The organism is Tundrisphaera lichenicola (assembly GCF_051175385.1).
GTDB classification, from domain to species: domain Bacteria; phylum Planctomycetota; class Planctomycetia; order Isosphaerales; family Isosphaeraceae; genus Tundrisphaera; species Tundrisphaera lichenicola.
Genome location: NZ_CP195106.1, coordinates 1,444,387 through 1,456,422, shown reverse-complemented (window position 1 = coordinate 1,456,422; position 12,036 = coordinate 1,444,387). Strand labels below are relative to the sequence as shown.

The window sequence follows — 12,036 nt, the reverse complement described above, 5'->3', positions numbered from 1 at the left end:
TGGCCCGCAAGTTGACGCTTCGCCGGGAGGGCTTTATCATCGATCGTGTTCGATCGACCAGCGAACACGCAGAGAGTCAGGGCCGGCGCGGCGGACGGGCCGACTCCGGCGCGAAAGGGGCGACCGACGTGGCCGTGCAGATGGAACTCACGAGGATCATCATCAGTGAGAATAACGAGCAGCAGATCATCTTCCTGAAAGAAGTGGATGGCGAGCGGACCTTCCCGATCGTGATCGGGATTTTCGAGGCGACCAGCATCGACCGGAGGATCAAGGGGGTCCTTGCCCCTCGCCCGCTCACGCACGACCTCCTGGCCAGCACGATCGAACTCCTCAACGGGGAACTCCAGGACATCTTCATCAGCGAGCTTCGCGACCATACCTACTTCGCCAAGCTGAGGATCCGCCATCAGGGAGAATTGATCGAGGTGGACTCCCGGCCCAGCGACGCCATCGCCGTCGCCGTCACGGTCGACGTGCCGATCTACGTGGCCGAGGAAGTCCTCAACGAGGTCGGCCAGTAGAAGCCGACCCATCGAAACCGGAGGGGTGCCAGAGTGGCCGATTGGGACGGTCTTGAAAACCGTAGGGCCCGCAAGGGTCCCGGGGGTTCGAATCCCTCCCCCTCCGCTTCCGACCGGGGCCGACAGGCCCCGACTTGTTGCGTCAAACCTTTGCTCTTCAATGGTTTCGGACTCGCTGCAAGCCGGCTCGACTCTTCGGGATGTCATGTCGGTCATCTCGTCACCATCCGACACGATCCGTCCCCTTCCGTCCCCTCCGTAGGGGTAATATAGGGTTGGATGTTTGCTCACAGGTCCATCCGTCCCGGTTGCGGCTAGTGTCGCGGCAACTTCTTGGGGCGAAGCCGGGATCGGACCCGGTAGGGCGTCCAGGGCAGCCGACTGATCGAAGAGACCGACATGGGCGTACACCCCAAGCGTTAGGGTCGGGGTCGAGTGCCGGGCGAGCGACTGGATCAGCTTGACCGGGGCGTTGCTCGTGGCCAGGGCCGTCACGAATGAGTGGCGGAGGGCGTGGAAGTCGGCGACCCGGTCAGATCCGTCACGATAGGGGATCCCGGCGGACTTGAGGTCGGCCTGGATGATGACGTTCGTGTTCCGAGTCAGGTTGCCGAACACCGGCTTTCCGTCTGCCTTCGACTCGAGCCAGGGGCGGAGGACCTCGGCCAAATCGGAGCGGATCGGCTGGATGTCATCCCGGCGGCGTTTCGAGTAGGCGGCAGCCACCGTGATTGTGGGCGGGTGATCGCTGAGGTGGAACGCCTCAGGGGTCAAGGATCGCAATTCGTTCGCTCGGAAACCAGTTCCGAGAGCCAAGCGATACAGGGCGGCTCGATCGGGCCCGGTCGTCTTCAGGACCACGGGGCCGAACTCCGCGGCCCGGATCAGTCGTGATTGCTCCTCGGGGGTCAGAGCGCGCCGCTCATGGCGTCGGTCGGCATCGGGGTTCGGGCTGGTCAGGTGGGCCAGGATGTCATCTCGTAATCGCCCGTCTCGCCTGAGCCACTTTGAGAAGCCTTTAATACTACTCCGTTAATATCAACGGCAATTGCAATGAGCGATCCTTGCAATAGGGGCAATTGTGCCGACAGATCGGGGCCAGCAGCCTCTGCAAGGCACGGCGGATCGCCGGCACCGTGATCACCGGGCGGGTCCCCCCCTTTTTCCCGGCCGGGCCGGGTCTCGTTCCTCGCGTTCTCGCTCCAACGCCAGGAACCCGAAGGACAGCATCACCAGGCAGGCGTGATGATGAAAGCCACGCCAGGAACGCCCCTCGTGATGGTCCAATCCGAGTTCTTCCTTCATCTGCTGATAACCTTGCTCCACCGGCCAGCGGCTCTTCCAGAGCCGGACCGCCTTGATCCGGCTGGTTCGGCCCGGCAGGTTCGAGAGGGCGTACTTGATCTTGCCGTCGGCCTGCTCCTCGATCAGCAGCCAGACCGGCTCGGCCCCGGCGCACTCGCCGGTGGCCCAGCCCCCGCCGGGCCAGACCCGAAGCCAGGCGAAGCGGCCCGACAGCTTCCCCTTGGTCCCCTCGCGCCAGGTCACCTTCCGCAGCGGTGTCGAGGCGGCCAACTCTCGCAGGCTCACCGGCTTCGGGGTGCCGGCCTTCAGTCGTGATCGCCGTCGCGGCCGCCCGCCGGACCCCGGCGGTCGGATCGCCGGCCCGGGGACCTCCCACGACGGCTCCTCGGTGAAGACCACCATCTCGTCGGTCACGCCCACGATGTAGGACAGGCCGCGCTCGGCCAACCCCTCTCGGAAGAGCCCGGAGACGCCGTAGCCGGCATCGGCCACCACGAGCCGGCCGGGCAACCCCTCGGCCCGAACCAGATCGAGAAGCTCCAGGGCGATCTGGCCCTTCGTCAGTGCTCGTCGTTGCTCCCGGGGCACGCCCGCCTTGTCGAGCCGCTTGGAGTCATCGAGCCAGGCCTCGGGCAGGTAGAGCCGCATCGCCAGCGGGTAATGGCCCTTCGGGGCGACGTAATGAACCGAGGGTGCGACCTGGCAGTTAGCCTTCTTGCCTTGAGCCCCGCAGTACTGACGCTGCACACCGACGGAGAGCTTGCCCTGCTTGGGGAAGCTCGTATCGTCAATGACGAAGATGCCGGCCGGAGAAGCGAAAGACTCGGCCATGACGGAGCGATAACGCTTCCAGACGGCCATCTCGTCCCAGGTGCTCTGGCCGATGAACTGCTGGAGGGCCTGGTCGAGGTCGGCGACGACCAGGCCGGTCGGGAGGGTGACCTTGCGCGAGAGCGGCTCGATGCTCTTGCGGTCGCCGTCGAGGATCAGTCCCTGGAGGTAGACGCCGGAGTATTGGGCCTGTCGGGGCCGGTTGAAGTCGTCGCGGAAACGGGCGGCGTAGGCGTCGAGCCGTTCGAGGACTTCGGGTGCGAGTTCGGGGGTATAGGTGCGATTCATACCCTGCATACGAACCGGCCAGGCGTTCCGTTCGTATCAGATAACGGAGTAGTATTAATGACCCTCGTGTAATGGTGGATCGATCGGAGAGAAGCGCCCCCATCACGAACGGCCTTGATGGCGGCCTGGACACGAGACGGGATCAGATCGGAGAGCTTTCGGATCCGCCCGAGGTCGACGAGCCGAGCGGCCCGGTTACGGCTCAAGGTGGCGTGCGTCTCGGTCGATCCCTTGTCGATCAAGTACGCGTGCCAATCGGCCAGATGATCGGCCACATCTCGGGCCTCGTGTTCCCGGTAGCCTCGGGCCTTGGGGTCGACGTAGCCTCGCCGGATGTTCTCGGCCTCAGCCTCGGCTGCGGCGGCCATCGCCTCCGTCTGGCGCCGGTCGGGACACCCCTTACGCTCGCGTTGCTTGCCTTCGCCGTCGATGTATCGGTAGGACCAGTTTCGGCCGATCTTGCGAAACGATGCCATCGGTTTTTCCTTCTTGGCTCGGACTCTCACGGACCCATTGTCGCATACTGACCTTTACTGGCGCAATCTGTCGTGGATTGAGTTCGACACAACCGCGGGTTCCTACCCAACCCTCAGGGAAGCTAGGGCTGCCATTCGGAGATCCGGATTGGGCCGGTCGATGATGATGCCCGGTTCGGGATCATGCTCATCTGAGCCCCATCGCAGGGCGGCTAGATCGGGCCAGGAGAATGCTGGCGGGGACCCGATCCCCGCCAGGCGACTTGCCCACCATCGGCGGAGGTCCACCCCACCATGGCGCGCCTCGGTCCAGTCGTTGAAGGGGCCGGGGGGACGAGCACGCCGGGATCGGGGACGAGGCCAAGCCTCGGCCGCCTTGTCACCTGCGTCGTCGGCATCGGTGCCGATGTACCAAGGAGCGGCAGATCGCAGCATGGCTCGGGTGCGGGACTCAAGCCGTCCGGAGGCGCTACCCAGGGTCACCACTCCGGCTAATTCGTTCAGTTCCTGGACGAGCAGCAGCGCGTCAAACTCGCCCTCCGCAACGACCAGGGGGCGGCCGGCGAAAATAGCCTGACTTCCAGGGTAGAGAGATGGTCGATCTCTGTAGGCTTCGGCGTACTTCGGCCTCGCCCCCTCGGGCTGGCGGAGTTTGACCAGGGCCAATCGATCGCCATCAAACCACGGGATGACCACACCACGAGCGGTGTAGGTTCGGCCGCCCTTCGCGGCGAGCCGGACGCCAGGCGTCCAGCCCAGACGAGCGGCCCGGATCGTCTCGGAGTCCAGATACCTTGTACCGGTTAGGTAGTTCAGCGCCACCTCACCCTCGGAGGTCGTCCACAATCGGTTCTCGGCATCCTCCACGAGGGTCAAAGCGTCGGCCAAGAACAGACCTTTAGGATCCTTCTGTGTGCACTCCGCTTGTTGTCTAGGAAGTGGGCTCGGGCGGATCATCGTCCCACGAGAGGGTGATTCGTTCACACAGAGGAGCGAGGCCACCGCCTCTGGAAAGCTTACCCCCTCTATGCGTCCCACAAGCGTGGCCGCGTCGCCGCTCGCCCCACACCCGAAACACCTCCACCAAGGTTTGTCGGGCTCAATGGAAAACGAGGGATTACGATCGTCGTGGAATGGGCACGGCCACCACAGCCGTCTCCCTTTTTCACCTAAGCGGCCCGGGGCGGGACCAAGCAGGCGGGTCGCGACGGAAGCCAGGTCAATTCGACCTCGCTCGGCCTTCCAGTCAACCCTGCGGCCAGCCTTCGTGGATGTGCTCACAGTCAGTTCCTCCGCTGTCCGGACAATATCCCAGAATTGAATTCTGTCCATTCCGGCCTTCTGTCCCGAAACGGGACAAAACGACAGAACCCTAGGGGACTGAGTGTTCTGTCCCAGATCACGTAGGCTCGTCGGGCTCGGGATGGGCCGAGTTGAGATGCAACATCTTCTGCTTCTGGGTGCCCGAACCCCCGTCGCTAATCAGGTCCCCGGTACCTTCCATGTCCTTCGCGGCACGCCAGAACGTCTTGCCGGAGCCACCCGTCGATTCCCACTCCTTTGCCAGTTCGTTACCGATGCGATCGTTCTGGCGGGTCAGGGTTTCTCGGAGGAATCTTTCGGCCTTTTCGCGTTCGCCGGGAGGACGGCCAACCCTGCCTGGCTCGGCCTGGTTTGGCGGGTTGGAGTCGTAGTGGTTGCCCATGTCGTCCATCGTCACCCCTAAAGCAGGAGGCTTAACCGCAAACGACTTGGAGACGCTGAGCCTCAATCTATTCGATCGATTTGGGTCCGGGCATTCGAGCTGGAGAATAGTCCGAGTGATCCCCTTGATCCTCCTCCCAAGCGCCTGACCGTCCTTCGCGACGTGCAAAAGGGGAAAGATGGTTGTCTGAGTACGCTGGGCGATGTCCCGGAGCGGGGTCATCAATGCTTGGACCTGGTTCGCCTGGCATAGGTCCTTGTCCGTGGCGTAGGTCAAGCTATCGACAAACACAAGGCCGGGTCTGACCTGGACGATGAACTCCTCCAGCCGGGCCAGGCATCCGGAGTCGTCCAAGTCATTCCCTCCATAGGGGTCGTCGGGCATGGCGTTGAAGCAGATGGACTCGTCGGGCAGGCCGCACGCGGTGGCGATGCCAGCCAGATCGTCTTGCTGCCCGTCGGAGCAGATCCACAGGGTTGGTGTGTTCGCGGGGAATGAAGGAGGTTGTCCATCCGGCCATGGGAGGGCGAACCAGATCCGTCGAGCCAGGTCCATCGCGAGCCGGGTCTTCCCCACCCCCTCGAAAGCGGCGATTCCCGAGATCCGGGATGCCGGTATCCATCCCTCCCAGACCCATTGAGAGCCGCTCATCATCCTGCGCAGATCGGCCAGGTTCGCCGGCCTGGTCAGCTTCCCGGCCACCTCGGGCGGAGGGCCCGAGGGGTCGGTCGAGTCGATCGCCAGGTACGCCGCATCCCGGTCAATCCCTGGGTAGAGTAAGAAGCCATCCAAGGCGAACTGCCGGGCTTCGGCAGGCAGGGTGAGCAGATGGGCGGCTATGGTCTGGAACATGGCGGATACGGCTTGCATTTCGCCATTGACCGGCATGTCGGCCACGACGCGGGCGATTACCCAGGCGTCCAGGTCGTTGAGCCTCATCGGCCACCCCCGTCGATCCATTTGAGAATCGTCTCGGGTTTCCATAGCGGGGCCTTACCGACCTTGATGTCGGGGGCCGGGAACCGCCCGGCGGATCGCTCGCGCTCGATGGTTCGGCGACTGACCCCGATCGCCTTGGCCAGTTCATCCAGGCGGAGCGTCAATCGACCCGCGAGGTGCGAATCGAGGATGCCCCTTACGGATCGGTCTCCCGATTCCGCTACGGGGCCTTGTTTCGGGTGACGGCTCATTGGCCACCCCTTTCCGACCGGCGGGCAGTCGTGTTAGCCCCGAGGTCTCGAAAGTGGCATTGCTCCTGGTTTGCCTTGATAGCCAGGCGGAGGAGGGCACGGAGCAATCGGGCTTCGCGAACATTTCGGGCCAATCGTTCGCGGACGACGGGCGGAGACGGGATCAGCTTCGACTGTTCGGACATGGTTACCTCCCGAGCGAGTTATTGGCCGCTCTGAGGGAACTATGCTCGGAGGCAGTGACTGCAGCGTGACTGCAGAGTGACTTCTCCGTGACTTCTCCGTGACCGCAAGGCCCTAACCTTCAAGCCTGGGATTTCTCCCGATACACTCGGCCACCGCCCACCCGAAAGCGTGTGTCAAACCCCTCGCCTTCGAGAAATCGATTGATCTTGGAGACGTTAGCGCGAACAGCTTGGTCGGAAGTCTCCTTGTCGCCGTGGACATCATGGGCGATATCAATGACCAAGGCCCACTCCCGCTCCGCCATGAACTCCAGGAACCGAATCTGGATGACGGCCTTGGGACGTTGCTTCCTCAAGAGTTCGGCCAACTCAGCAGGCGGAGGAGCCCCAGGTTTCGACAATTCGGAGTCGTCTATCGTAGCTCTGGTCGGGCTCGCCTCGCCTTCGCCTTCGCCTTCGGCCAACCCGTTCCGCTCTGGCGCAGGCTGGGGGAAGCGTTTCAGGGCCTTCAGGAAAGCGTCAACCGAGTTGGAATCGAACTGGTCCCAATCACGCTTGTCGGCGAACTTCGCCACATGATGGAGCACATCCTGCTTTTCCTCGCCGGTTGCCTGCCTCCAGCGTTGGAAATTCGTCAGCAGGACGTTGAGCAGCATCGGATGGAGCCTATCCACCTCGATCGTTGAGAGGCCAAAATCGACGCTCAGCCGATGGAACAGTTTCCGGATGCTCGGCTCGTCGCCGATCTCTTGGCCGATGTATTCCTCAATGGCGGCCCGGAGTTGCTCATTGGCGGCGATTCGCATTTCCGCTTGATCGCGGGGGATGGAATATGCTTCGGCAACTAACCGGATCACGTCCGCTGAGGGTGGCCAGGTAGTACCAAAGCGATACATCCGAAGGAACATGGCCAAGCTACGACCCGGCTCGGTTGGTCCACTTCCCACATTTTTCCCCTAATACCGAAGGCGACCCCGGTAACTTGACGCGACAGTGGCATGCTCGTCTATTGGGATCTAATAGCAGGTAATCGGCCGGCCATCCTGCAATGACTATCGTCATCTCACTATCGGATCGGCCCACCCCCCGCTTGATGCAGTCGGGGGGTGGGTCTTCAGCCGACGGCCATGAGCCCGAGCAACCATAGCTATATTTCGGATCGGGGACACATACAGGTCCTGAAAGTCTGAAGATTGAGCGTGAACGGTTGTACTCATCGGTTAAATTCGGGGTAACCGTTCACCTAGTTAGTCCCCACTACCCTCCCGAATCCCACCGGCGGGTAACCCGCCGGTGGTGTTTCGATTTTTACCTCGTTGACAACCACCATCAAGGGTGCCGGTAAACAGTTGAATCGGGCGTGGTATTCTTTTTTCTGTACGGCGAGTAGTTTTTCTGCTCGAAGTCGGAGACCCACTTATCCCCATTATACATTTGAATATGACCTGATGGGTGCTGCTTGTTCCCCTCGAAGACGGCGACGTCACCGGCTTGGGGTTGGTAGTTGCTATCGCGCGTGACGGGTTCAAATCCCGCATCCTCAAGGCTGCTGTCATAATCCTTGGCGTGACGATGACGTTCTAAGTTGATCCCCCCAGCCTCTATTGCCTCCCTGACATACTTCGCACATTTCCCGCTCGACTTCTTGTTGGCGTTGCTATTCAGGTGGGCAACGGCATCCTCGACGTTGAATTCCGGAGCCGGAGTGGGAGGTTCGGGTTTCGGGGGCTCGGGATTGGGCTGGGGTTCGGGTTTCGGGGGCTCGGGATTGGGCTGGGGTTCGGGTTTCGGGGCCTCGGGGTTGGGCTGGGGTTCGGGTTTCGGGGGCTCGGGGTTGGGCTGGGGTTCAGGTTTCGGGGGCTCGGGGTTGGGATTGGGAGGTGCCGGTTCCGGCGTGGGAGCCGGAGTCGTTGAACCCCCTGTGATCGTCACCGTGGCCGCGAACGATATCGTCCCGCCGCTCGGTAGCTCGCTGCCGCCGCTCTCTATCGCCTCGCCGACCACCTGATACTTGCCGGGAGCCTGATATGTATGCGATCCCGAGACGAGGAATTCAGCCGGATCTGTGTGGCGAAGCCAGTCATTGATCCAGGTCCACCCGTTCGAGATTGTGGTGACCTTGGCCGCCTCATAGGATTTGTCGCCCCAGTCGATCTTCGCAGTATAGCTGGGCCCCCGGGCCGTATAGCTGTTCGACTCGTCGTCCCCGGAGAACCGCAGGATGCCCGATACGTCGACCGGCTTGCCGACGCTACCCGAGAATTCGCTGATGGATTCAAGCGACTTGAACGGGAAGTGGGCATTGAGGAGGGAGCGGCCTTCCATCGTGTCGAGACGCGGGCGGAGAAGCCTTCCTCCCCGACTTGATCTCTTGGGGAAGAGACGGCAACACATCGTTGCGAGATGGCGTCGGGGAGCGAATCGCGGAACACTCATCGTTCCTCCAGAACTAGATGGGCCACACTCGTCAGTGTATTCGTCGCGCATGTATCCCGGAGGAACAAGCCAGGATCCTACATTCGTCGCGACCTGATACTCTTTCGGCCAAGCATCGGGTGATCTTAAATCTACAGGACACTGTTGGCGAATTCGTGACGATGCAACCTGCTCTGCCACCTCCCCTTCAGCGCCTTGGGCCGTTAACCTCCCGGGATGGACACCGATGCCGGAGGGAACTCATGTCACTCCAACCGACGCCGATCGAGCCCGTCCCAGGGATGACCGCCCGAGTCGCGACCGCCTCGTTTCCCAAGGGGAACCCGTACCTCCGATTGCTTGACGAGTTCGGCACGATCTTTAGCGACGGCGACTTCGCCGACCTCTTCCCATGCCGTGGCAAGTCGGCACTGGCCCCTGGCGACTCGCACTGGTCACCGTCCTCCAATTCCGCGAGTTCCTCTCCGATCGCCAAGCGGCCGAAGCCCTCCGCGCTCGGATCGACTGGAAGTACCTGCTCGGTCTGAAGCTCGACGATCACGGGTTCGACCTTTCGGTGCTCAGCGAATTCTGCTCCCGACTCCTCGCCGGGGATGCCTCGGAACTGTTGCTCGCGACGCTGCTCGATCGCTGCAGGGCGATGGGGTTGCTCAAGGCCCGGGGCAAGCAGCGTACCGACGCGACGCATGTACTGGCCTGCGTGCGTTTGATGAAACGGCTGGAACTGTTGGCCGAGTCAATTCGTGCGGCTCTCAACGAACTGGCCGTGGCGTCGCCGGAGTAGCTGCGTGCACTGACGCCCGCGGCCTCGCTCGAGCGTTACGGCCGACGCATCGAAGACAGCCGCCTGCCCCATACCGAGCCGCAGCGTCAGGCCTAAGCCCGCGCCGTCGGCGAGGACGGATTCCTCGTCCTAGATCGGCTGGAGGAACCCGGTGTCGCCGCGGGTCTCCGCGAGTTGCCGAAGGTGCAAGTGCTCCGCAACCTCTGGGGGCGGCACTTCCTGAGAGGCCAAGATCCTCCCGACGGTAGCCCCGCGGGTCGTTCGGCCTGCGGCTCCAGGCGACCATCGCCCTGCTCGGCGGGGCCTATCGCCTGAGCAAGCGGCGGGTCGTGGCGATGCTGGCCGACCTGCTCGGCATCTCAATCTCGACCTGGATGATCTGCAAGGCCGAGCGGGCCTGCGCCGAGGCCCTGGCCGAGCCGGCCCGGACGATCTTCGATCACGTCAAGGCCGCCCCGGCCGCCGGCGTCGATGAGACCTCCTGGAAGTAGGCCGGCAAGCGTTGCTGGCTGTGGGCGGCGGTCACCGCCGGTGCCACCGCGTTCCGGATCGCCGCGACGCGGGGGCCGAGGCGTTGCACGCCCTGGTCGGCGAGCCGATCACGCCGGTGTTGACCTGCGACCGTTACTCGACCTATGCCAAGGCCCGGATCGACAAACTTGTTGGTCGCATCTTCGCCGGGATTTCCAGTCGATGATCGACCGCGGGACCGGCGGCCAGGAGGTCGGGGCCAAGCTGCTGCGGTCGTCGCGGTTCGTCTTTGCCTGGTGGCGGAGGCACGAGGCGGGTTCGGTGCTACGCCCCACGCTCCGGTCGTATGTGGCCGGGCTGAAACCGGTGGTCCGCCTGCACCTGGAGGCGGGTGCGACCTGCTCGTGCAGTTGGACGGCCAAGGTCTGCCGTCGGTTGCTGAAGGTCGAGGCGGCCTTGTGGCGGTTCGCAACGGCGGAGGGTGTGCCGCCGCACAACAACGCGTCGGAGCGGACGTTGCGGCACGGTGTGAGCTGGCGGAGGACCAGCTTCGGGACGGACTCGGAGTCGGGCAGCCGGTTCGTGGAGCGGATGCTCACGGTGGTGGAGACCTGCCGGCAACGGGGCCAGAGGGTACTGGGCCTCCTGGAGGGCTGCCTGCGGGCGAGGCTCAACGGCAAGTACGCCCCGCCGCTGCTTGCCTGACCAGGGGGGCGATCAATGTCACACCCGGCAACGGCCGTGAACGGTTACAATTCGGGAAATCTCTCCTTCAGCCGGTCCACGGTGTGGCGCCACTTGGGGGCCGTAGGCTTGCAGACGGTGTTCTGGTTACCGAACAGGCCGATCTCGGAGATGGCGGCCGGGATGGGGACCGTCTGGAGCCACTGGACGGGCACGAAGTACTCGCAGCGGATGGGGTCGTCGACGAATTCCCGGTGGTAGTCGCCCTTGTTGGCAATGTCGAGCACCGGGACCTCGCCCTGGGGTGTCTGGACCTTGAAATCGCTGGCTGGTTGGACCCGTCCCGTCACCCGGCCGACCCCGACGAAGCCGGCATTGGGCACCTTCACCCAGATCCGATCCCCGGGTCCGAGGAGCTGGAGGGTCTTGCTGTACCAGGCCCCTCCGCCGGCGCTGAGGAATCCGTATTCCACCCCGTCCTCCCAGGAACGGGAAGGGCCGTGGCCAAAGGAGGCGTAGAACTCGCCGTTCCAGGGCTCGTTCGGCCCCTCGGGCGTGGCGGCGGCGTTGACCTGGGTCCGGACCGGGTCGAGGAGCTAGGCTCGGCTGAGCAGTTGATCCGGGCCGTTCGAGAAGACCTGGAAGAACAGGACGTTGATCGCGATGTCACGGGCGCTGAGGTAGGCGACGATCCGCTCGGTGCTCTCGTCGAGGGATGCAGCCACGATGATGATCTCGTGGCTCAGGTTGAGCGAATCCTCGGCGAGATCCTGCCCGAAGCGCCCCCGGAAATCCTCGGCGAGGCTTCGGTTGGGCGCGAACCGGCCGTAGATGGCGGCGATCTCGTCAGCCCGGAGGCCCTCGACCCAGCTCGCGTAGTCCAGCGCCTGGGCCACCACCTCGCGCGGTGTCCGGTCGCGCTTCAGATCGATCAGGACCAGCGAGCCGTCCGGGGCGACCGCCAGCAGGTCGATGCGGCCCCCGAAGCCGGTGTCCTCCTGTCGCCCGATCAGCATCCACTCGTCGGAGAACATCTGCGGGGCGGAGACGATCATGTCCTCCAAGAGCTGCTCGCTCAGGAGCGACGACTCGGCGAGACGCTCGGGCTGGGGGGCGACCTTCCAGGTGGCGTGGCGGATGGGCATGATGGGCCGTTG

The 12,036-nt window shown here is 63.5% G+C and carries 13 protein-coding genes, 1 tRNA gene and 3 pseudogenes; 6 read left to right on the top strand and 11 right to left on the bottom strand.

What is annotated here, in order from left to right:
- Positions 1-140 precede the first annotated feature (140 nt).
- Complete coding sequence (locus tag P12x_RS05740; protein ID WP_435011635.1) at positions 141-524, top strand: bifunctional nuclease family protein; 384 nt, start codon at positions 141-143, stop codon at positions 522-524.
- A gap of 19 nt (positions 525-543) precedes the next feature.
- Positions 544-630 (top strand) — tRNA-Ser (locus P12x_RS05735).
- Positions 631-932: 302 nt separating this feature from the next.
- Here the strand turns inward: P12x_RS05735 and P12x_RS05730 are convergent.
- The 10 genes and pseudogenes from P12x_RS05730 to P12x_RS05685 all read right to left on the bottom strand — a co-directional run.
- Positions 933-1,436: pseudogene (locus P12x_RS05730) on the bottom strand (tyrosine-type recombinase/integrase); the annotation flags it as partial.
- 228 nt (positions 1,437-1,664) lie between these two features.
- Positions 1,665-2,948: an IS701 family transposase gene (locus P12x_RS05725; RefSeq protein WP_435009930.1), complete on the bottom strand. Its 1,284-nt coding sequence runs from the start codon at positions 2,946-2,948 to the stop codon at positions 1,665-1,667.
- Complete coding sequence (locus P12x_RS05720) at positions 2,945-3,424, bottom strand: hypothetical protein (protein WP_435009929.1); 480 nt, start codon at positions 3,422-3,424, stop codon at positions 2,945-2,947. Before P12x_RS05720 ends, P12x_RS05725 begins: the two co-directional genes overlap by 4 nt.
- A 102-nt stretch (positions 3,425-3,526) precedes the next feature.
- Positions 3,527-4,312 carry a toprim domain-containing protein gene (locus P12x_RS05715; protein WP_435011765.1) on the bottom strand — a complete coding sequence of 262 codons (786 nt, stop codon included), beginning with the start codon at positions 4,310-4,312 and terminating at the stop codon, positions 3,527-3,529.
- Positions 4,313-4,423: 111 nt separating this feature from the next.
- Positions 4,424-4,756: pseudogene (locus tag P12x_RS05710) on the bottom strand (CHC2 zinc finger domain-containing protein); the annotation flags it as partial.
- Between the two features lie 67 nt (positions 4,757-4,823).
- A complete protein-coding gene (locus tag P12x_RS05705) occupies positions 4,824-6,068 on the bottom strand; it encodes an AAA family ATPase (RefSeq protein ID WP_435009928.1) in 1,245 nt (414 codons plus the stop codon).
- Complete coding sequence (locus P12x_RS05700; RefSeq protein ID WP_435009927.1) at positions 6,065-6,319, bottom strand: helix-turn-helix transcriptional regulator; 255 nt, start codon at positions 6,317-6,319, stop codon at positions 6,065-6,067. The genes P12x_RS05705 and P12x_RS05700 overlap by 4 nt, the downstream gene beginning before the upstream one ends.
- Positions 6,316-6,504, bottom strand: coding sequence for a hypothetical protein (locus tag P12x_RS05695; protein WP_435009926.1), 189 nt, complete (start codon positions 6,502-6,504; stop codon positions 6,316-6,318). The genes P12x_RS05700 and P12x_RS05695 overlap by 4 nt, the downstream gene beginning before the upstream one ends.
- Before the next feature lie 119 nt (positions 6,505-6,623).
- The gene (locus P12x_RS05690) at positions 6,624-7,418 is read right to left on the bottom strand and encodes a hypothetical protein (RefSeq protein WP_435009925.1); all 795 of its coding nucleotides are present in this window, start codon (positions 7,416-7,418) and stop codon (positions 6,624-6,626) included.
- 415 nt (positions 7,419-7,833) lie between these two features.
- Positions 7,834-8,829 carry a hypothetical protein gene (locus P12x_RS05685; RefSeq protein ID WP_435009924.1) on the bottom strand — a complete coding sequence of 332 codons (996 nt, stop codon included), beginning with the start codon at positions 8,827-8,829 and terminating at the stop codon, positions 7,834-7,836.
- A gap of 502 nt (positions 8,830-9,331) precedes the next feature.
- Here P12x_RS05685 and P12x_RS05680 point away from each other — a divergent pair.
- From P12x_RS05680 to P12x_RS05665, 4 genes are all read left to right on the top strand, one after another.
- A complete protein-coding gene (locus tag P12x_RS05680; RefSeq protein WP_435009923.1) occupies positions 9,332-9,724 on the top strand; it encodes a transposase in 393 nt (130 codons plus the stop codon).
- 266 nt (positions 9,725-9,990) lie between these two features.
- Complete coding sequence (locus P12x_RS05675) at positions 9,991-10,215, top strand: IS66 family transposase (protein WP_435011634.1); 225 nt, start codon at positions 9,991-9,993, stop codon at positions 10,213-10,215.
- A gap of 11 nt (positions 10,216-10,226) precedes the next feature.
- A complete protein-coding gene (locus P12x_RS05670; RefSeq protein WP_435009922.1) occupies positions 10,227-10,421 on the top strand; it encodes a hypothetical protein in 195 nt (64 codons plus the stop codon).
- A complete protein-coding gene (locus P12x_RS05665; RefSeq protein ID WP_435009921.1) occupies positions 10,418-10,900 on the top strand; it encodes an IS66 family transposase in 483 nt (160 codons plus the stop codon). The genes P12x_RS05670 and P12x_RS05665 overlap by 4 nt, the downstream gene beginning before the upstream one ends.
- Before the next feature lie 44 nt (positions 10,901-10,944).
- Here P12x_RS05665 and P12x_RS05660 read toward each other — a convergent pair.
- Positions 10,945-12,024, bottom strand: a pseudogene (locus P12x_RS05660) (nuclease).
- Between the last annotated feature and the right edge of the window lie 12 nt (positions 12,025-12,036).